The 19853-nt window shown below is 51.2% G+C and carries 20 protein-coding genes; 13 read left to right on the top strand and 7 right to left on the bottom strand.

Annotated features, from left to right (window positions below):
* The first annotated feature begins 47 nt into the window (after window positions 1–47).
* The 9 genes from QU597_RS10680 to QU597_RS10720 all read left to right on the top strand — a co-directional run bounded on the left by QU597_RS10680 (window position 48) and on the right by QU597_RS10720 (window position 8261).
* Window positions 48–1409 (top strand): CapA family protein, encoded by a 1362-nt coding sequence (locus QU597_RS10680; protein WP_310832620.1) that lies wholly within the window; start codon window positions 48–50, stop codon window positions 1407–1409.
* Between the two features lie 68 nt (window positions 1410–1477).
* On the top strand, window positions 1478–2209 hold the full coding sequence (locus QU597_RS10685) for a glycerophosphodiester phosphodiesterase (protein ID WP_370656260.1): 732 nt from the start codon (window positions 1478–1480) through the stop codon (window positions 2207–2209).
* A gap of 39 nt (window positions 2210–2248) precedes the next feature.
* Window positions 2249–2872, top strand: a complete 624-nt coding sequence (locus QU597_RS10690) for a fumarylacetoacetate hydrolase family protein (RefSeq protein WP_054940009.1) — start codon at window positions 2249–2251, stop codon at window positions 2870–2872.
* Between the two features lie 15 nt (window positions 2873–2887).
* A complete protein-coding gene (locus QU597_RS10695; protein ID WP_310832623.1) occupies window positions 2888–3688 on the top strand; it encodes a DUF92 domain-containing protein in 801 nt (266 codons plus the stop codon).
* Window positions 3689–3986: 298 nt separating this feature from the next.
* The gene (locus QU597_RS10700) at window positions 3987–4607 is read left to right on the top strand and encodes a TetR/AcrR family transcriptional regulator (protein ID WP_310832624.1); all 621 of its coding nucleotides are present in this window, start codon (window positions 3987–3989) and stop codon (window positions 4605–4607) included.
* 36 nt (window positions 4608–4643) lie between these two features.
* Window positions 4644–6575: an ABC-F family ATP-binding cassette domain-containing protein gene (locus QU597_RS10705; RefSeq protein WP_310832625.1), complete on the top strand. Its 1932-nt coding sequence runs from the start codon at window positions 4644–4646 to the stop codon at window positions 6573–6575.
* A 56-nt stretch (window positions 6576–6631) separates the two neighbouring features.
* Window positions 6632–7105 (top strand): tetratricopeptide repeat protein, encoded by a 474-nt coding sequence (locus QU597_RS10710; protein WP_310833275.1) that lies wholly within the window; start codon window positions 6632–6634, stop codon window positions 7103–7105.
* A 177-nt stretch (window positions 7106–7282) separates the two neighbouring features.
* A complete protein-coding gene (locus tag QU597_RS10715) occupies window positions 7283–7744 on the top strand; it encodes a DL-endopeptidase inhibitor IseA family protein (RefSeq protein ID WP_310832626.1) in 462 nt (153 codons plus the stop codon).
* Window positions 7745–7778: 34 nt separating this feature from the next.
* On the top strand, window positions 7779–8261 hold the full coding sequence (locus QU597_RS10720; protein ID WP_310832627.1) for a DL-endopeptidase inhibitor IseA family protein: 483 nt from the start codon (window positions 7779–7781) through the stop codon (window positions 8259–8261).
* 69 nt (window positions 8262–8330) lie between these two features.
* On the opposite strand, the gene QU597_RS10725 is transcribed toward QU597_RS10720, so the two are convergent.
* The 6 genes from QU597_RS10725 to QU597_RS10750 form a co-directional block, all read right to left on the bottom strand.
* Window positions 8331–9170, bottom strand: coding sequence for a hypothetical protein (locus QU597_RS10725; protein ID WP_310832628.1), 840 nt, complete (start codon window positions 9168–9170; stop codon window positions 8331–8333).
* Complete coding sequence (locus QU597_RS10730) at window positions 9154–10197, bottom strand: M42 family metallopeptidase (protein ID WP_310832629.1); 1044 nt, start codon at window positions 10195–10197, stop codon at window positions 9154–9156. Before QU597_RS10730 ends, QU597_RS10725 begins: the two co-directional genes overlap by 17 nt.
* Window positions 10198–10241: 44 nt before the next feature.
* On the bottom strand, window positions 10242–10568 hold the full coding sequence (locus QU597_RS10735) for a LapA family protein (RefSeq protein ID WP_310832630.1): 327 nt from the start codon (window positions 10566–10568) through the stop codon (window positions 10242–10244).
* An 87-nt stretch (window positions 10569–10655) separates the two neighbouring features.
* Window positions 10656–12446 carry an oligoendopeptidase F gene (gene pepF, locus QU597_RS10740; RefSeq protein WP_310832631.1) on the bottom strand — a complete coding sequence of 597 codons (1791 nt, stop codon included), beginning with the start codon at window positions 12444–12446 and terminating at the stop codon, window positions 10656–10658.
* A 197-nt stretch (window positions 12447–12643) separates the two neighbouring features.
* Window positions 12644–12814, bottom strand: coding sequence for a hypothetical protein (locus QU597_RS10745; RefSeq protein WP_206104253.1), 171 nt, complete (start codon window positions 12812–12814; stop codon window positions 12644–12646).
* Window positions 12815–12820: 6 nt separating this feature from the next.
* Entirely contained in the window at window positions 12821–13054 is a 234-nt protein-coding gene (locus tag QU597_RS10750) for a hypothetical protein (protein WP_036702226.1), read from the bottom strand.
* Window positions 13055–13226: 172 nt separating this feature from the next.
* On the opposite strand from QU597_RS10750, the gene QU597_RS10755 reads away from it, so the two are divergent.
* The gene (locus QU597_RS10755; protein ID WP_019911834.1) at window positions 13227–13424 is read left to right on the top strand and encodes a cold shock domain-containing protein; all 198 of its coding nucleotides are present in this window, start codon (window positions 13227–13229) and stop codon (window positions 13422–13424) included.
* Between the two features lie 183 nt (window positions 13425–13607).
* On the opposite strand, the gene QU597_RS10760 is transcribed toward QU597_RS10755, so the two are convergent.
* The gene (locus QU597_RS10760) at window positions 13608–14873 is read right to left on the bottom strand and encodes an MFS transporter (RefSeq protein WP_310832633.1); all 1266 of its coding nucleotides are present in this window, start codon (window positions 14871–14873) and stop codon (window positions 13608–13610) included.
* A gap of 201 nt (window positions 14874–15074) precedes the next feature.
* Between QU597_RS10760 and QU597_RS10765 the strand changes: the two genes are divergently transcribed.
* From QU597_RS10765 to QU597_RS10775, 3 genes are all read left to right on the top strand, one after another.
* The gene (locus QU597_RS10765; protein WP_054942022.1) at window positions 15075–16157 is read left to right on the top strand and encodes a tetraprenyl-beta-curcumene synthase family protein; all 1083 of its coding nucleotides are present in this window, start codon (window positions 15075–15077) and stop codon (window positions 16155–16157) included.
* A gap of 68 nt (window positions 16158–16225) precedes the next feature.
* Window positions 16226–17197 carry a 6-phosphofructokinase gene (pfkA, locus tag QU597_RS10770; RefSeq protein WP_054940018.1) on the top strand — a complete coding sequence of 324 codons (972 nt, stop codon included), beginning with the start codon at window positions 16226–16228 and terminating at the stop codon, window positions 17195–17197.
* Between the two features lie 110 nt (window positions 17198–17307).
* Complete coding sequence (locus QU597_RS10775; protein WP_310832635.1) at window positions 17308–19806, top strand: DsrE/DsrF/DrsH-like family protein; 2499 nt, start codon at window positions 17308–17310, stop codon at window positions 19804–19806.
* Window positions 19807–19853: the final 47 nt, after the last annotated feature.

Genomic DNA, 19853 nt, shown 5'->3' on the forward strand with positions numbered 1-19853 from the left:
ATGCTATAATAGAAACACTTTTAATACAAAGGAGATTCTTAGTACCCATGTATCCGCCGCGATCACGCAAAAGAGAGAAGAATAAGCGCAGCAGTAAACGCCGACGCAGAACGGTATGGTCATGGATTAATGTAAGCTTATTATTATTGATTACTGCCATGTTAACCTATTATTTTATTGGAGACCCTGGCGGCGGCCCGACCTCGCAGCCCCCGTCAGCGGAGACAGCAGGTTCGCCATCCCCATCCCCGGAACCTGTTATTGCTCAGCCTTCCGCAACGGTGACACCTGAGCCGGAAGCTACTGCGTCACCTGAGCCGTCGCCTTCCGCTACTCCGGAGGTTTCACCAACACCTTCTCCATCTGAGGAGGCTGCTGTAACCTCTTCGCCAGACAGCAGCGGTGCAGGTGATAACAGTTCAGGGGATGTTTCCGGCTTGCCCGGGGATGTTTCAGGGGCGACCGTTAAGCTCAATTTTGCCGGGGATGTCATTTTCTCGGGCAAAGTAGCCGATTTGCTTCAGAAGAAGGGCTATGATTATTCCTACTCTGCGCTGGATGGCATGTTCCAGAAGGATGATCTGACCATTGTAAATCTGGAGACTCCGATCACCACTGGTGGCGTAGGTGCAGAGAATAAGCAGTATGTGTTCAAGGGAGCCCCGCAGGCGCTGGATGCGCTCAAGTCAGCAGGTGTGGATGCGGTCAATCTGGCCAACAATCATACGCTAGACCAGGGTGAGCAGGGGCTGCTGGATACACTGAACAACCTGAGCACACGGGGGATCCCTTATGTAGGCGCAGGTAAGAACAGCCAAGAAGCATACACCGCCCAATATTTTGAACGAAACGGGATCAAGATTGCACTCCTCGGCTTCACCCGTGTCATTCCACACAGCGATTGGATGGCGGGGGCAAGCAAGCCGGGAGTAGCCAGTGTCTATGACAGTATGGAAGCGCTCAAGACCATTTCAGCCGCCAAGAAAAAAGCGGATCTGGTTGTAGTAGTTGTCCATTGGGGCAAAGAGCGGGTGGAACAGTATGACGCTGCCCAGCAGACCCTGGGCCGCAGCTTCATTGATGCAGGAGCAGATCTGGTCATGGGCGGTCATCCGCATGTACTGCAGGGGATCGAACCTTACAAAGGCAAGTGGATTGCCTTCAGCACCGGGAATTTCATTTTTACACGCTCAACGACTGCGGCCACCTGGGAGACCGCTGTCTTTCAGGCGGAATGCGGCATCACAGGCCAGTGTTCGCTTACTCTGCATCCGATGGATGCAGAATTAGGCCAACCGGTGCCAATGAATGATGCTGACGGACAGCTTTTGCTGAACAAGGTTCAGTCCTTATCTTCCGGCTTAGTCAAGATCGGCAGTGACGGACGCGTTACCCAAGCCGGTAGATAGGCTGGAGCAAGGCTTTGTAGTTGTAAGCAGCCCGGGGACTGATCATACTTCTGCTGGAGGTGGTTATGATGAAAAACATATGTGTTGCCCATCGCGGGTTTTCCGGTAAAGCACCGGAGAACACACTCGCCGCCGTCCGGATGGCACTTGCTCTGCCCTATGTCAGCTGGATGGAAATCGATGTGCAGCTGACCAGGGACGGCGTGCCGGTTGTGATTCATGATTTCACGCTGGACCGGACGACCAACGGTCACGGGAAGGTGAAGAATATGGATTTTGAGCCTATGCGGCGATTAGACGCGGGAGGCTGGAAGAGCCGTGCCTTCCGCGGGGAAAAGGTTCCTTCACTCGAAGAGGTGCTGGATCTTGCTTCCGGGAGACTCAAGCTGAATATTGAGCTGAAGACGAGCGGCGACATGTATCCGGGTCTGGAGAAGGCGGTCATTGATCTGATCTCCGCTAAAGGCATGCGCGATGAAGTAGTGCTGACCTCCTTCGATGCAGGGGTGCTTCAACGGGTAAAAGAACTGGATGCCCGGTTTCGTACCGGGCTGATCTATGACTCCCGTTCAGGTGATCCTGCGCGCAAGGTGAAGGAGCTGGACTGCTCCTTTCTGTCAATCAGCTTTACTAGAATCAACGCCGGGCTGGCCAAGCTGCTGGCCGAACGCGGAGTGAAGACCATGGCCTGGACCGTAGATAAGGCGAAGGAAATGCGCCGCCTGGCTGAGATGCATTCGGATATCATGATCTGTACGAACCGCCCGGATATATGGGGCGACACCTTTTTGGAAGTCTGACTGCATTCAAATTTGACGGGAAAGCGAGCTGAAGCTTCGATGTGTGCTGATGTAAATAATGTGTACTGTGTTGGACGTAATTATAGATTGCATGCGGAGGAACTGGGGAACAAGGTTCCTGCAGAACCGCTGATTTTTCTGAAGCCCTCCCATGCTGCTGTTCCGCTAGATAAAGCTATTATTCATCTTCCCCAGGATGCCGGGCTGATCCATTATGAGGGAGAACTTGTCCTGCGTATCGCCCGGGATTATGTGCCGGGCATGAGTGTCGACGAGCTGGTGGATGTTATGGCGCTGGGTCTCGATTTCACACTGCGGGATGTGCACAATGACCTGCAGAAGAAAGGCCTGCCCTGGACGCCGGCCAAAGGCTTCAAGAACGCCGCTCCGCTCACCCCTTATATTGCTTTTCCCGAAAAGGAAGAACTGGAAGCTACAGATTTCACTGTCCTCAAGAATGGTGTAGAGGTGCAGCGGGGGAATGTGAAGGATATGATCTTTTCACTGCAAAAAATCGTCGAATTCATCGCTGCGCGGTATGGGCTTGGTAAAGATGATGTGATTTTTACCGGAACCCCGGCAGGGGTGGGGCCGGTCGTTTCAGGAGACTCCTTCGAGCTGTTCTGGGGCGACAAGCTTTTAGGCACCTGCCTCGTCGGTTAACGGGAGCTGAATGATATGCTGTGGATATTAGGTGCCTGTGGCGCCTTGCTGGTTGCCGGAGCAGCTTACCGGAAGCGTTCGCTGAGCTTCTCCGGCATGATCGCGGCTTTTGTAATGGGTACGATTTACTTTGGAGCAGGCAATGCTTTCTGGTTCGGTATTCTTCTGCTTTTTTTTATCTCCTCAAGTCTGCTCTCGAAGCTTCATCACGAGAACAAAGCAGAGCTTGAGCTGACCTATGATAAGACCGGCACGCGTGATGCGGGGCAGGTCTTCGCGAACGGCGGAATGGGTATGCTGCTCGTCTTGCTGAACGCGGTTTATCCGCTGGAGCTTTGGGGATTTCTTTTCATTGGCGTAATGGCGACCGTGACCTCAGATACATGGGCCACGGAAATCGGCACCCTGGCGAAGAAGCCTCCCCGTTCTGTGCTGACAGGCAAAGTGCTGCCGGCGGGAACCTCGGGCGGCGTATCGCTGCCGGGCACACTAGCCGCTGCCGCGGGCGGGGCGCTGATCGGCGCTGCCTCCTGGCTGCTGCGTGCGGCTTCCGGAATGGAAGACCATTCCTTCCTGCTGCTGTCGCTAGCCGGCCTTATCGGCGGACTCGCCGGCGCGTTCGCCGACTCCATCCTGGGCGCTACAGTGCAGCGGATGAACCGCTGCTCCGTATGCGGCCGTGAGGTGGAGGCTTCTCGGCATTGCGGTCAGCCTACTGTATACGCAAGAGGCTGGCGCTGGATGGACAATGATGCTGTCAATGCGATCAGTTCCATCATTGGCGGTGCAGCCGCCCTGCTGGTTAGTTTACTGTAAACAGGCGCCAGAGCAAATCAATCATTTAATTGAACTTAAAATAGACATTTAGGGAAAAGTGGCGGAGGGGAATTTTGGAACTGTAGGAGCGGTAGCGTCCGCCTGAAAGCTTTCCGTAGGAAAGGTCGCTTCGGAAGCATAAGCAGTCATCAGATTTCTACCGCTAATAGCGGTTCTAATCAAGAAATCTGATGACAACAGCGGCCGAAAGTCCAAACATTCTCTGTAGTCACGACCAATCCCCAAAAATAAGAATTACAAGTTCAATATATAGAGTCATTAATTGGAGGTGAACCGTTTGGGCGGCACAGTAAGTCACAAGCATACAGCCATTTTGGATGCCGCGTATGAACTTTTTGGTTCGGAAGGCTTCTACGAGACGAAGATGTCGGAAGTGGCAGAACGTGCGGGAATTGCCAAGGGCACGGTCTATTTATATTTCAAAAGCAAGGAAGAGCTGTTCATGGCCGTCACACGCCGTGACTGTGAGGACTTCCTCCAGCGGCTTGAAAAGCTACTGCAGGCTTGCAGCACCCTCGCGGATAAGCTGTCGGCCATTGCCGGACATCACCTGCTGTACTATTATGAGCGTAAGCAGCATACTAAACTGTTCTTCCGGGCCCCTAATAACAATCCGGAGCTGATGGCCTACATGACCCAATTCATGGAAGAATACATGCAGTCTGTAATGAAGGTTATGCAGGAGAGCGGTGCCGCCGAACCGGAGCTGCTGGCAGAGTCTTATATCGGCATGCTGGACAGGCTGAAGATGGATATTATGCTGCGTCCCGGTTTTTCGGAGGCGGATGCGCATAAGCGGGCAGAATTTGCTGCAGGACTCTTTATCCACGGCGCATTAGGCAGCCAGAATGTGCCGGCGGTACATACACTGCATGAAGATCATCAAGAAGAAGCGTAACCCGCTACTAAAATATAAGGCAAGCGAGGACAAAGCATGAATATTATGACTGTGGAGCATCTATCCAAAAGCTATGGAGAGAAAACATTGTTCCAGGATGCATCGTTCGGGATGGATGACCGGGATAAGATCGGCGTTATCGGTGTGAATGGAACAGGAAAATCTACCTTTCTGAAAATTATCGCAGGTTTGGATACTGCCGATGATGGACAAATCGCTATCGGCAACGATGTGCGGGTGCAGTACCTGGCGCAGAATCCACCGTACGAGCCGGGCAATACCGTGCTGCAGCAGGTGTTTGCCGGGGATGATCCGGACCTTCGTACGATGCGTGAATATATGGAGATCCTGGCTGAGCTGGACAAGAGCCCAGGCAATGCGGAACTTGAAGGTGCAATGGTCCGGATTGGGCATAAGATTGACGCAGCCGGCATCTGGCATCTGGAGAGCGAAGCCAAAACGGTGCTGACCAAGCTCGGCATCACCCGCTTTGACGCACAAATGGGAACGCTATCGGGCGGTCAGCGCAAGCGTGTAGCACTAGCGGCTGCACTTATTACGCCTTCTGAGCTGCTGATTCTGGATGAGCCTACGAACCATATCGATACCGATTCGGTGGCCTGGCTGGAACAATATTTGCAGAAACGGCGCGGAGCGCTGCTGATGGTTACGCATGACCGCTACTTCCTGGAGCGGGTAGCCAGCGTGATGCTGGAGCTGGACGGCGGACGCCTCTACCGCTATGAAGCGAACTATTCACGGTTCCTGGAGCTGAAAGCCGACCGCGAAGAGCGTGAGGCCTCAGCGGAGCAGAAACGCAAGAACCTGCTGCGCACGGAGCTGGCGTGGATCCGGCGCGGTGCCAAGGCCCGTTCGACCAAGCAGAAGGCCAGAATCGACCGCTTCGAGAAGCTCAAGGAAAGCACAGGAGGAAGCGCGGCGGGATCACTGGACATTTCGGTGGCTTCCACGCGGCTGGGCCGCAAGATCATCGAGATGAAGGACCTGACTAAATCCATGGACGGGCGGACCCTGATTAAAGATCTGACCTATATCGCGGTACCGCAGGATCGGGTCGGCATCGTTGGCCCGAACGGCAGCGGCAAATCTACCCTGCTTAATCTGATTGCCGGGAAGCTGCAGCCGGACAGCGGCGAAGTTCAGCTGGGCGCTACGGTCAAGCTGGGGTATTTCACTCAGGAGCATCAGGATATGGATGACAGCATGCGGGCGATTGAGTATGTTAAGGAAGAGGCAGAGGTGATCCGTACAGCTGACGGCAGTGTGATTACGGCAGGCCAGATGCTAGAACGGTTCCTGTTCCCTCCAGCCATGCAGTGGACGCCGATTTCCAAGTTGTCCGGCGGCGAGAAAAGACGCCTGTACCTGCTGCGCGTACTGATGGGGGCACCGAACGTGCTGCTGCTGGATGAGCCGACCAATGATCTGGATATCGGCACACTGTCAGTGCTCGAAGACTACCTCGATGAATTCCCTGGTGTCGTCTTTACCGTATCCCATGACCGCTATTTTCTGGATCGTACCATCGATAAGCTGATCGCATTTGAGAACGGCCAAATCCGGTTACATGTCGGGGATTACAGTGAATATGAAGAATGGCTGGCGAAGAATGTACCTGCGCAGAGCAGCGCGGACAAAGAAATGAACGGTAAACAGAATACTGTTCAGGAGCCGGCCGCGAGTGCCGCGGCAGTCCCTCCGGCCCGGGAAAAAGTCAAATTCACCTTCAAGGAACAGCGTGAATACGAAACAATTGATGAGATGATCGGGCAGGCGGAACAGCATCTCGTGGATATCACTGCGCAGATGGAAGCGGCCTTTGCCGACTCGGGCAGATTGCAGGAGCTGGTCGAACAGCAGCGGCAGGGTGAAGCGGAGCTGGATCGGCTGATGGAGCGCTGGACGTATCTAAATGAGCTTGCGGAGAGAATTGCCGGCAAGGCTTAGGCTTTAATAGCATTATTTAATCAATAGTCAGGAGGCGGCGGCCTTTGAAATATACCATGCTGGATGCCGTTGCCTTACGCAGCGCGGGCCAAGCGGAAGAAGCGAGGATAATTCTGCTCAATCTTTTGATTGAGGACAGTGAGAATGCAGAGCTGCTGTACCAGCTGGCTTGGACGCATGATGTGCTGGGTCTTGAACGGGAAGCTGTTCCCTATTATGAACAGTGCCTTGCGTTAGGGCTGCCTCAGGATCAGCGGGCGGGAGCGTTGCTTGGACTGGGGAGTACCTATAGAACGCTGGGAGAGTACTCCCGTTCCAGGGAGGTGCTTCAGCAAGGGGCCCGGGAATATCCGGAGCGCAAAGAGTTCCCGGCATTTCTCGCGATGGCACTTCACAATCTGGGATCGCATCATGAAGCGATGGAGATTCTGCTTAAGCTGCTTGCGGAAACCTCTGCTGATCCGGGGATTAAAGATTACAGCAAAGCGATCTCGTTCTATTCGGATAAGCTGGATCAGATCTGGCCGTAAGGATCGCAACAATTCAAAAGCAAGCTGAGACCGGAGTAACCGGTAATCAGCTTGCTTTTTTTTTTTGAGGCTGCTGCCTCTCTTGAAGTAACTATAGAAAATAGGCTTGTTCAGCCGGGTCAAGCACCCTGGCACTTCGTGCGACTTGTAATACAGTATTACAAGGAGGCGTTGAAGATGCTGAGGATATCCCAGACGAACGGTGAGATTAAGAGGCTGATTGAAACGGCTGAAATGGCTTGGTTTGAGGTCTTTTATTCTGCCGATACCAACAAGGTTATTTACGTGAACGGAAGAGAATATTACCGCCTGCCGCTTCGCTTCAGCACCAAAGCCAAAGTGCTGGCTTATTTCAGACAATATTGGGGAATTACAATGAGCAGCCTGATGTTCCGGAACTTAATCACTGTTACAAAAAACGGACGGCTGTATGTGGTAGCAGGGGATACCGGCCCTCTGCCTATCTTTCCGAGACAAGTTACAGTTACAAGCAGAACAGACACGAGAATCAGAGTAACCGCCGCGTTGTCCATTGTTCCGGAGTCTGATGATGAGATTTTGATGGTCCGGTATGTTATCAGCAAGTCCGGTACGAGACTGATTATTCTAAATAGAAACCAGAAGGAAATGATGCCTTAATCCAGTTAATACATTATTCAGAGGGGGAGCGGCTATGGCACGAATAGCACAAACACCCGGCAAGCTAAAAGATTTGATAGATGCTGCGGAAGGTGTCTGGTTCGAGGTCTTTTATTCCGGGGACGGTAATAAAGCGATCACGGTCGGAGGAAACGAATATCATCTTTTGCCGCTTAGGTTCAGTACGAGGGTGAAGGTGATATCTTATTTCAGGCATTACTGGGGGATTGCCATGAGCAACAGGATGTTCTGCAATTTGCATACAATCAGGAGGAATAACAGGCTATACGTCATAGTAGGCGATCCTGGTATATTCACAACCATTCCCAGAAGAGTAAGGGTGACCAGCCGTACGGCAACCAGAATTAGAGTTACAGCTGTCCTATCCATGAGTGAGGATTACGATGAGGAAACTATGCTAGTTCAATACTTGATCGGCAAGTCCGGAACGGGGCTTCGCGTCCTGGACCGAAATAAGAAGGATGAGCGTTTTGCCAGATGCGGAATGTCAGGATAACATTCATATGAAAAAGAGAAGCAGAGTCAGCACGGGAATTCCGCTGATTCTGCTTCTTTTTGTAATCGTTCATTTGCCGCCCGCCACTGCAATCATCTGCTTGACCGGACGGGAGTCTCCGGTCAGGACTGCTTCGTCAGCATTCATCTGTGAGGAGCCGTCGCCGTCGAGGAAGATGCCCTCCCGTCCATTGCCTGGAACGGTTTGCAGCACAGCTGTACGGAACTCTTCAGCCGTACAGAGTGTTGGCGTGACGATCAGCCACAGCTTCCCGGTTTCGTCATAGACGAGTCCGGAGCGCATCCGCTGCTCGTCTGCGTAAGGTAGATGCTCGGCAGCGATGACAGCTGCCCACAGCCCGTCTTGCTGCAGGTTCATGCTGATGCCGCCCTGGGCCCAGTAATGGCTCCGGTCACTCACGGACAGCTCATCGCCTGAGGAAACGGTCTGCACCGTCAGCCTGCCGGTAGCACCGTCCCAGACCAGTGTGCCGCGTGCGTACTTGGCATTGAACCAGCCGGAGCCATAAGCGCCCTTGGCGCCATTCACCGGGGCATCATTCATGACCGCCACCGACAGGAGATCGGTTCCATAGAAGAAGCCGCCGTTAATGCCGTAAGCGGGAACCCTGCGCAAATCAGAACCTGCGGCCCTTAGATTGACGTTTTCCGGAGCGACTGCCATCATATGCAGCTGAACCTGACCGGGGCTTACCGCTTCGAGATACTCATAGTCATGCGGGAGGCCGCTGAAGGCCTCCCGCACTTGTTTCTCCGGCTTGTTCAGCAGAACTGCCGGTATCACGATCACCAGAACAAGCAGGACGAGCAGGGCGAAGCTAAGCGGCCATCGCTTGCGCGTACAAATCCGCCGCAATTTACCGCTTCCGGCTTCAGTTTGCACCGACATAGGCGGCGAGCAGCTTGGCCGTATTCAGTACGGCCTGCTTATGTGTGCGTTCCATGGAATGGGAGGCATGTACCCCCGGACCGATCAGTGCAGCACGGATGTTGTTGCCGCCGCGCAGCGCAGCGGAGGCATCTGAGCCGTACTGCGGATAGATGTCAACCGCAAAAGGAATCGCCAGGCTGTTCGCCAGATCGATCAAACGGCTGGTCATAGCATAGTCATAAGGGCCGGAGGAATCCTTGGCGCAGATGGAAACATCCGTTTCCTTGCAGCTCAGGTCATCCCCCATGGCGCCCATGTCTACAGCTATGAATTCGCTGATTTCGCCTGGAATCCATGCCGTACCGTGGCCGACCTCTTCGAAGTTGGAGATCAGGAGGGACAGATTGTGAAGCGGCTTCCAGCCTTCACGCTTGATGCTTTCCAGCAGGCCGAGCAGGGCGGCTACACTGGCTTTATCATCCAAATGGCGTGACTTTATAAAGCCGCTTGGTGTAATAACCGCGCGGGCGTCAAAGGAGATGAAATCACCGACTGCTATACCAAGCTTCAACACATCATCCTTGGTGGAGACAAGCTCGTCGATCCGGATTTCCATATTCTCCTCGGACCGTTTGAAGTCACGCGCATCAGCATAGACATGCACCGAGGGATGGCTGGTCAGAATGGTGCCGGTATAAGTCAGACCGCTGCGTGTATGAATGACGCAGTATTCATTTTCGATGCTGTTCATTGTAAATCCGCCGACAGAGGTCAGGCGCAGCGTACCGTTTGGCTTAATGGAGCGGACCATCGCACCCAGCGTGTCCACATGCGCACTAATGCCGATGGTGCGGGAGGGATCAAGCCCGGGCACGCTGAGAATGATGCCGCCTTTCTCGTTCCAGCTGAGCGGAACGTTCAGCGCAGCCGCTTCCTCGGCTACGAGCCGCATAACCTCAGCGGTGAAGCCGCTGGGGCTGGGGGTATCAAGCAGTTTTTTGAGAACGGATAGAATATAGTCTTCATTTGGCTGAATTGTAAGCAAGATTAAGCCCTCCAGTTCATGATTTAGAATAGGTGGTAAAGTACTTAGCGCTCCATGTTTGGCTCTTCAGCCAGCCTGCCATGCTGGGCATTAGGAGATAAGGGATCAAACGCGTTTCCCGCATCCCGCAGCTTGGACAGCTCTGCGTTCAGTACCTTAATTTGCTTCTGCAGCTTGTACTGGCGGAATATACCGTAGGAACCGACGATGACCCCGCCGATGACGGCGCAGCCCAAAATAACAAGAATAAGCGGGAGCTCGATCTGATCGAAGCCGAAATTCACCTGAACCGGATCTACGTTGATCACTGCGAATACAGCTGTAAGCAACGCAAAGATTAAACCTAAAATTAGCGACCATTGCAGTTTCATATGATATCCTCCCACTTTGACAGTGTAACAGTATAAATCCCCTGCCCGCGAGGGGCAAGGGATTACCTCAATCCTAAGCTGTATATTTTATTTGGTCAACTGTTCCATCTGCTCGATGACGCTCTCGAAGACACTCATTGCTTCGCGGATCGGTTCCGGAGAAGACATATCAACACCGGCTTTGGCCAGGATATTGATCGAATAATCACTGCCGCCGCTCTTCAGGAAGCCGAGGTAGCGGTCCACTGCCGGTTTGCCTTCCTCCAGAATCTGTTTGGAGAAGCTGGTTGCTGCGGAGAAGCCGGTAGCATATTTGTAAACATAGAAGCTGTTGTAGAAATGCGGGATCCGCGCCCACTCCATTTCGATATCCTTATCAACTACCATGTCCTTGCCGTAGTACTTCACATTAAGATCATAATAGATGGCCGACAGATCCTGCGGAGTCAGCGACTCGCCGTCTTCGGCACGCTGGTGGATAATCTTTTCGAACTCGGCGAACATCGTCTGACGGAATACCGTTGTACGGAACTGGTCAGCGTAGTAGGTCAACAGATACATTTTTTCTTTAGGATCGGTCGACTTGTTCAGCAGGTAATCCATCAACAGCGCTTCATTCGTTGTAGAAGCTACTTCGGCGAGGAAAATCGTGTACTGAGCATCACGGTACTTAAGCGCGTTATCCGAATAGTACGAATGCAGGGCGTGACCCATTTCATGCGCCAGTGTAAACATGCTGTTCAAGTTGTTGTTATGGTTCAGCAGCACATACGGGTGGGTGCCGTAGGCTCCCCAGCTGTATGCTCCGGTGCGTTTGTTCTCATTCTCGTAGACATCGATCCAGCCCTTGTCGTAGCCTTCCTGCAGCACACTGAGGTAGTCTTCTCCAAGCGGTTTCAGACCTTCTTTGGTGATTTTCTTCGCTTCTTCAAAGGTAATATCCAGCTTATATTCATCCACCAGCGGAGCGAACAGGTCATACATATGTAGTTCATCAACGCCAAGCAGCTTCTGGCGCAGCTTCATGTAACGGTGCATCAACGGCAGGCTCTCGTGAATGGTGTCTATCAGGTTGGTGTAGACTTCCTTGGGAATATTATCGCCGTAGAGCGACATTTCCAGCACGGACGGATACTTGCGGACCCGAGAGTAGAATACATTTTTGTTAACATTTGCGCTAAGAGTGGCGGCGATAGTGTTTTTTTGCTTGCCATAAGTCTCATAGACGGCTTTAAAAGCGTTCTTGCGCACTTCTCGGTCCGGACTCTCAAGGAACTGAATATAACTGCCGTGAGTCAATTCCACTTCCTTGCCTTCCTCATTTTTGATCTTGGGGAATTTGAGATCGGCGTTGTTCAGCATGCCAAAAATATTCTGCGGCGCCTGGGAGATGTTTCCTACCTGAGCGAGCAGCGCCTCCTCGGCTTTGGAGAGGACATGCGCCTTTTCACGCTTCATTTCTGTCAAGGTAAAGGTATAAGCGGAAAGGGCAGGGTCAGCGATGAACTGATCGAGCTTCTCCACAGGCAAAGCCAGAATTTCAGGAGTTACAAAAGAAAGAGCTTCACCAGCTTCGACACTCAGCTTTTTCGCTTTTTGCGTAAGCGCCTGATAGGTCGGTGCGGCGGTGTCCTCGTCCTGGCGCATATGTGCGTAAACATACAGGCGTTCAGTCAGCAGCGACAATTGGTCATCCAGCTCAAAGCAAGCTTTAAGCTCTTCCGGTGTATCCAGTTTGCCCTGGAAAGCGGCGGCTTTTTTAATCAGCTCTTTGACTTCGCTGTATTCAGAATCCCATTCCGCCTGCGATGCAAACATATCTTCAAGCTTCCAGCGGTTTTCGGCGGGCACTTCACTTCTCTTCAATAACTGTTCCATAGAAATCCTCCTTAAATGATGAGATGTAGCAGGCATATTATTCTGTGCTGCAGCGCTTGCGAAATCACCCGGAAGCAGGCACAGCGCTAATAGAAGCGATAGAGATTTGACGGTAAAGGACATGACCTGCGCCTCCTGGATCGTAAAGTCGGCTTAGTATGCCCTGCCAAATTCTGATGTATGAGCTTCTTAGAGAGTTATGCCAGCAAGCTATAAATAATGAAGATAAAAGCTAGAGCAATCAGAATTACAGCGGTTAGCGCCATGCCGCGCTTAAGGCGCGGCGGCACTTTTTCCTTGCCCATAATGAGCACGGCACCAAGACAGAGGACTACTATAACGAATATGACCAGACTCTCGTTATCCATGCCCCTCTATACCTGCTTGAAAGCTGCAATGATATTCTTGTATTCTTCTTCGTTATCTTTATAGGATTCTTTGTTAAACCGGTTATTGACCCATTGCATCATGGCCGGCCGGCTCATAAAAGTATGCGTTTCTTCTCCCCATTGATCGGAAATTTCCCGGAGGATAATGTAGCGACCCTGAACCTCAACGGTCATCATATTCCATTTGTCTGTTTTGTATATTTCATGTTTTTTGATCATTGTCATTACCACCCTGGCGATTTTTGGCTTTTGGGTCAATGATAACGCACCGGGTAAGTGAAAAGCAAATTAAATCATTAATAAAGGGAAATGATGGATTGCTTTGCAGTATTAGCTGGAGTATAATGTAAGCATACGCCATATATGGCGGTATTTTTAGGAGGTTGTTCATTTGAAAGGTACAGTAAAATGGTTTAACGCAGAAAAAGGTTATGGTTTCCTTCAAGTAGAAGGCGGCGAAGACGTATTCGTTCACTTCTCAGCTATTCAGGGCGACGGATTCAAGACTTTGGATGAAGGCCAAGCGGTTGAATTCGATATCACTGACGGTAACCGCGGTCCACAAGCAGCTAACGTAGTTAAATTATAAGAAACGGCTGGACAGATTATCTGTCAGCTGCAATATATATTTGATTTATGGCAGGCACTTGCAAGAGTGGTAACCAACAATTTACAGAGCACACAGTTCTTTCGGGAACTGTGTTTTTTTATGCTTAATAAGACCTGCGCCACCCTGTAAGGGCAGTGCAGGTCTTATTTTGCTTGCTATGAATTAGAGGGAAGGCTTCTCTGCAGGACCCGCTTCCTGGAGTGTCTTTTTCTTGAAATAACGGCTTGAAGATCCGCCGATATCCATCAGATGCTTAGCGAGAAAACCGATGAATGCGAGTACCGAAAAGCCCATAGCGACCAGATAGAAGACGCTCCGTCCGGAATCCTCATAGATAAGCCCTCCGAAGGTGCCGCTTAGCAGACCTGATACACTGGACCATACTACCGTGAAAATCGCCAGACCGGTCGCGCGGAGATGGTCGGGAATAATACGTGTAATATACCTGACAGCTGTTACATAAAAAATGCCAAACGAAATGCTGTGCATGGCCTGGATTGCAATAATGGCGCCGGGCACATCCGCAAGCGACATGAAGAGAAAGCGCAGACCATACATCAGACTGGCAAAAGCGAGCAGAGGAAGCTCCTTGAACCGTTCCCCGTATTTGCTAAGCAGGAAGAAGATTGGAATCTCGCTTAGTGCAGAAGCAAGCAGCGCCCAGCCGATAACCTCATCGCCGGCATTCATGCTCTTCAGACTAAGCGTAAGAAAGGCTTCATTCATCCGGTGGCCAAGTGCCAGCACAAAGACGCAGCTAAAGAACCACAGGACTTCTTTTTGCAGCAGAATTTCTTTAAGCCCGCCGCCCTTTGCGCTTATTTTGGCAGAACCCTTACTGTTGTCCGGTGCACCTTCGGTCCGCTTCACATCCTTCAGTCCGAGGGTGATGAAAAGTGCAGCTACTACGATTACAATACACACACCGATACTGTAAGAAGAGCCGAGTGCTCTCAGTACATATCCGATCGTAAGCGCAAAAAAGGAATATCCCAGCGAGCCAAACACACGAATCGCAATAAAGTTCCGCCCATGACGCTGTGCGATTTTGATGGCCATCGTGTCTGCGAGAGGAAAAACAGGGTAATAGAAGAAGTAGAAAAGGGTTAAAATAAGCATGACCATCCCAAAGTCCGTGGCTTTGGCCAGCATTATAGCGGTAACAAGCTGACCTGCAAGCAGAATAGCCATAATCTTTTTGATGGTTCCCAGCCGGTCGCTCATCATGCTCCAGAACAGATTGGACAGGATTGAGATCAGGGGTCCAAGGGAATACAAGAGGCCTACCTGAGGACTGCTAAAGCCGAGGTGGGTATAAAATAACGGGAAATAAGAAACTACCAGCACACTGGTGCCATAGAGCGTAAACATAAAGGAACGCAGCCAGTTTTGATCGCTATACTGCCCGCCGGTCCGTCCGGATTCCATGAAATTGCACTCCTTAAGGTTCAAATACGAGTAGTATAGCATAAAGGAAAGTCGCGATGTTTGTTAAAAGCTTGTTAAAATTGTCTATTTCTGAATCTTTCAACGTTTTGCGAAAGTGATTTTGTTGTTTGTACAAATACGCTCTGCATATTATAATAATGATGATTTGGATAAGGAGACAACAATGTGGAGGCACTGTCATTGAATGAATTTGAGCAAGGCCGTTACCTAAGCCCCAGAAGCCCGATAGGGCTTATGAGCAGGGTCTATAAGTACGTGCTGCCGGAAGTGCGGGAATGTCTTCACTTTTGGCGCCAAGATGCGGAAGGGATTCCCGATCCCGAACTCCGGAAACAAGCGCTTGCCAGCATTGAAACCAAACAGTTTCATTGTGAAGGCGGCGGTATTTATGCTGCCGGCAATTTGTCGATGAGACATATACTGATTCCGCTTATTGTCGCTTATCAAACGATCAGTGATTATCTGGACAATCTGTGTGACCGCAGTACCTCACTGGATCCGGCCGATTTCAGGCTGCTGCATCAATCAATGCTGGACGCCATTAATCCTAAGGCTGAACCCGTCAATTATTATGCATTGCGCAGTGAGCAGAATGACGGCGGATATCTTCACAGGCTTGTCCGTAAATGCCAGGAGATGACTGCGTGTTTACCAGGCTATGCTGCGGCAGCTGCGGAGATTCATGATCTTGCCGTGCTGTATACGGATTTGCAGGTGTACAAGCACATCCGCCCCGAACTCAGGGAAGCTGCCCTGAAGGAATGGTGGGCGGTGGAAGGAAAGCGTGCTCCGCATCTTCACTGGAATGAATTTGCTGCGGCAACCGGCTCTACACTGGGAGTGTTCATGCTTTTCCTGGCCTCTTGCGACCCCCGGCTAAGCACATCGAAAGCGGCTTCGATTCGTGCAGCGTACTTTCCGCATCTTTGCGGATTACACATCATGCTCGATTATCTGATTGATCAGGACGAAGACCGGGCCGGCGGAGACCTCAATTTCTGCAATTATTATGACAATACTGATACCATGCTGAATCGGATCGCTTCCATCGTGGAGTGGGCCCGCAAGGATGTCCAGAATTTACCTGAGACCTCAATGCATCGTATGGTCATCGAGGGGCTTCTGGCACTTTATTTATCCGATCCAAAAGTCAGCGAACAGCGGGAGGTTCGTTCGGTATCCAAGCGTTTAATGAGAAGAAGTCCGCTGACCAGATTGTTCTTCTTCGTCAACAGCCGCTGGATACGCAAACACATGTATTAAATGCTGTGAAGCGGCTATTCCATTTCCGGACCCCAAGCTTCACACAATTTTAAGGAGGAACTAACAGGATGGCAAATGTAAAAAGAATCGCAGTATTAACCAGCGGAGGAGACTCCCAGGGCATGAACGCGGCCGTTCGCGCGGTTGTGCGCAGTGCAATCTATTACGGTATTGAAGTATTCGGTATTCAACGCGGCTACCAAGGCCTTTTGAACCGTGATATTTTCCCGATGGATCTGCGCAGTGTTGGCGATATTATCCAGCGCGGAGGAACCATCCTGCAGTCTGCAAGATGTCTTGAATTCGTGAAACCGGAAGGACAGCAGAAAGGCGCGGATATCCTGAATGAAATGGGAATCGACGGCCTGGTAGTTATCGGCGGCGACGGCTCTTACAAGGGCGCTAACAAACTCAGCAAGCTCGGGATCAACACGATGGCTTTGCCGGGAACTATTGATAATGATATTTCTTTCACAGACTACACTATCGGCTTTGATACAGCTGTAGGTGTGGTTGTAGATGCAATCAATAAGCTTCGTGACACGATGTCCTCCCACGAACGTTCTTCCATAGTCGAAGTAATGGGACGTCACTGCGGAGATATCGCGCTGCATGCAGGACTGGCTTCCGGAGCGGAAACGATTCTGGTGCCGGAAATGCCTTACGATCTTAACGAAGTGGCAGACCGGATGAAGGACAATTTTGCCAGAGGCAAACGCCACAGTATCGTAATTGTTGCTGAAGGCGTAGGCAAAGGTGAAGATGTAGCGCAAGCCCTCAAAGACCGTCACTCGACACTTGATGCCCGGGTAACCGTTCTGGGTCACATCCAGCGCGGAGGTACACCAACTCCAGGAGACCGTAACCTGGCCAGCCGTTTGGGCGACTTCGCGGTACGCAAACTGATTGAAGGCGAATCAGATAAAGCTTGCGGAATCATAAAAGGCGAATTAACGCTTACTGATATCGATAAGGTTGTTAACACGAAGAAGGGCTTCGATACTGAATTGTACGAGCTGGCTTCCCGCTTGTCCCAATAGAATTCATTTTGAACCGCAGCCGCCTAGAAATAGGCGGTTTTTTACATTTGACAATATACCCCCACCGGTATACTATAAACCCCATAGGGTATATAACTAGGAGGGTGAACATGAACAGGAAAATTGTAATTATAGGTGGAGTAGCGGGAGGCGCTTCTGCTGCTGCAAGATTGCGCAGACTGAATGAGCAGGATGAGATTGTAATGTTTGAGCGTGGTGAGCATGTATCTTTTGCCAATTGCGGCCTGCCCTATTATATTGGGGAATCCATTAATTCCCGCGAGAAATTGTTTCTTCAGACGCCTGAGGGAATTAGAGCACGGTTTAACATCGATGTGAGAGTATTTCATGAAGTGACTGAGATTGTCCGTGACCAGAAGCTTGTCCGGTTCCGGAATGTGCTTACAGGTGAAGCAGGGGAAATCTTGTATGACATACTGATCCTGTCTCCGGGGGCCAGACCTGTAGTCCCGCCGATTCCAGGAATCGCCGAAGCCGGGAATTTGTTCACCTTAAGAAATATCCCGGATACTGACCGGATTAAAGCCTATGTTGACGATAAGCAGCCCAAGCATGCTACAGTTATCGGCGGTGGCTTTATCGGGCTGGAAATGGCGGAGAATCTGCGGGAGAGGGGGCTTGAGGTGACTCTGATTGACCGGGGGAGACAGCTCCTGAACCCGCTGGATCCGGAAATGGCACGGATCATTGAGGATCACTTTAAGCTGAATGGGGTAGAGCTCAGATTGAGTGAAGGTGTTGAAGCCATTGAGCAAGGGGGCCAATACTTGCGTTTATCCTCAGGCGGCGAGCTCAGAACCGATATGATTATCCTGGCAATCGGAGTAGCCCCGGAGAACGGATTGGCCAGGGATTGCGGCCTTGATCTTGGATTCGCCGGAGCAATTAAGGTAAATGCATCTCTGCAGACGAGTGATCCTCATATTTATGCTGTTGGTGATGCTATCGAGGTAAAGGACCGTAACCATGGTTTTGCCACTATGGTCTCACTGGCCTGGGGAGCAAACCGCCAAGGCCGGCTGGCAGCGGATCATATTAATGGCAGAGCAATCTCTTATGACGGGGCGTTAGGCAGTGCGATTATCAAGACGTTTGCACTAACTGCTGCGGTTACAGGTAATAACGAAAAGACGCTCAAATCGATTGGCGTTCCGTATGAGTCGATTCATATTCACCCGAATTCACATGCCGGTTATTACCCGGGAGCCACTCCAATTGCCATGAAGCTGTTGTTTAATCCGCATACAGGAGCAATCTATGGTGCTCAAGCTGTGGGGGCAGCAGGTGTAGACAAGCGGATTGATGTCATAGCGACCGCCATTCGCGGGAATCTGCTGGTGAACGAGCTGGCAGATATAGAACTGACATATGCTCCGCCATATTCTTCTGCCAAAGACCCTGTCAATATGGCCGGATATGTGGCTTCTAATGTGATGGATGGACTGGTCTCTCTTATGCAATGGCACGAGGTGGATAAGTTCACTGCCGGAGGCGGACTCTTAATTGATGTCAGAGACGCGGTAGAGCTGCTGGCCGGAAATATTCCCGGTTCCGTTAATATTCCGCTTTCGGAGCTGAGAGAGCGGCTGGACGAGATTCCCCGGGACCGGGAACTGGCTGTTTCCTGTCAGGTAGGCTTGAGAGGTTATATTGCTGCGAGAATGCTAACCCAGCATGGCTATAAGGTAAAGAATGTCGACGGAGGCTACAAAACATATTCTGTAATGGCAGCAGATAGCAGAGGGACTAATTCTGAGCCAACAGCTTCTGCGGAAACCGGAGTAGCAGCAGAAACAGAAGCAACGGACACTCTTACAGCTGGCGGTGGCAATGAGAATAATAGTGCAGGGAGTCAGCTTTTTCTGGATGCCTGCGGTTTGCAGTGCCCCGGTCCTATACGCAAAGTCTATGAGACTGTGAATTCCATGCAGGAGGGACAGCAGCTGGAGATAGAAGCGACTGATTTCGGGTTTGCCGCGGATATTAAGCAGTGGTGTCTTTCAACGAACAACACCCTGCAATCAGTTGATGTCTCCGCAGGCAAGGTGAAGGCGCTGCTCCGCAAAGGTTTAGGCCAACAAACTGGCGAAAAACCCTCCGCTCCGGCATCCGCTGACAAGGACGGTACGACGATGATCGTGTTTAGCGGTGATCTGGACAAAACGATTGCCTCATTTATCATTGCCTCCGGTGCAGCCGCTATGGGCAAGCAGGTTACGATGTTCTTTACTTTCTGGGGGCTAAATGTTTTGCGCAAGGGAGAGGCTTCAGCAGTGAAGAAAAAGGGGCTCGACAAGATGTTCGGAATGATGATGCCGCAAGGTACCCGAAAGCTGCCGTTATCCAGAATGAATATGGGCGGCTTAGGAGCCAGATTGATCCGTCATACGATGGGCCGTAAAAATGTGGATTCTCTTGAGGTGCTCATGCATGAGGCGCTGAAAGCCGGCGTTAAGCTGATTGCTTGTACAATGAGTATGGACATTATGGGAATCAAACAGGAAGAGTTGATCGCAGGGGTTGATTATGGCGGAGTAGCAAGCTATCTTGGAGCCGCCGGAGATTCCGGAGTTAATTTATTTATTTAAGCCGCTGACTTACAAACAAACCCGCTTTCCACAGTTCTTCAGGGTGG

The sequence above is a fragment of the Paenibacillus pedocola genome (genome assembly GCF_031599675.1).
GTDB lineage: Bacteria > Bacillota > Bacilli > Paenibacillales > Paenibacillaceae > Paenibacillus_AQ > Paenibacillus_AQ pedocola.

Coding starts and splice junctions, on each gene's coding strand:
- QU597_RS10695 (WP_310832623.1), top strand. CDS start 2,888: ATGCTGTGGATATTAGGTGCCTGTGGCGCCTTGCTGGTTGCCGGAGCA.
- QU597_RS10705 (WP_310832625.1), top strand. CDS start 4,644: ATGAATATTATGACTGTGGAGCATCTATCCAAAAGCTATGGAGAGAAA.
- QU597_RS10715 (WP_310832626.1), top strand. CDS start 7,283: ATGCTGAGGATATCCCAGACGAACGGTGAGATTAAGAGGCTGATTGAA.
- QU597_RS10685 (WP_370656260.1), top strand. CDS start 1,478: ATGAAAAACATATGTGTTGCCCATCGCGGGTTTTCCGGTAAAGCACCG.
- QU597_RS10760 (WP_310832633.1), bottom strand. CDS start 14,873: ATGGAATCCGGACGGACCGGCGGGCAGTATAGCGATCAAAACTGGCTG.
- QU597_RS10735 (WP_310832630.1), bottom strand. CDS start 10,568: ATGAAACTGCAATGGTCGCTAATTTTAGGTTTAATCTTTGCGTTGCTT.
- QU597_RS10745 (WP_206104253.1), bottom strand. CDS start 12,814: ATGGATAACGAGAGTCTGGTCATATTCGTTATAGTAGTCCTCTGTCTT.
- QU597_RS10775 (WP_310832635.1), top strand. CDS start 17,308: ATGAACAGGAAAATTGTAATTATAGGTGGAGTAGCGGGAGGCGCTTCT.
- QU597_RS10690 (WP_054940009.1), top strand. CDS start 2,249: ATGTGTGCTGATGTAAATAATGTGTACTGTGTTGGACGTAATTATAGA.
- QU597_RS10750 (WP_036702226.1), bottom strand. CDS start 13,054: ATGATCAAAAAACATGAAATATACAAAACAGACAAATGGAATATGATG.
- pepF (WP_310832631.1), bottom strand. CDS start 12,446: ATGGAACAGTTATTGAAGAGAAGTGAAGTGCCCGCCGAAAACCGCTGG.
- QU597_RS10710 (WP_310833275.1), top strand. CDS start 6,632: ATGCTGGATGCCGTTGCCTTACGCAGCGCGGGCCAAGCGGAAGAAGCG.
- QU597_RS10680 (WP_310832620.1), top strand. CDS start 48: ATGTATCCGCCGCGATCACGCAAAAGAGAGAAGAATAAGCGCAGCAGT.
- QU597_RS10725 (WP_310832628.1), bottom strand. CDS start 9,170: ATGTCGGTGCAAACTGAAGCCGGAAGCGGTAAATTGCGGCGGATTTGT.
- QU597_RS10720 (WP_310832627.1), top strand. CDS start 7,779: ATGGCACGAATAGCACAAACACCCGGCAAGCTAAAAGATTTGATAGAT.
- pfkA (WP_054940018.1), top strand. CDS start 16,226: ATGGCAAATGTAAAAAGAATCGCAGTATTAACCAGCGGAGGAGACTCC.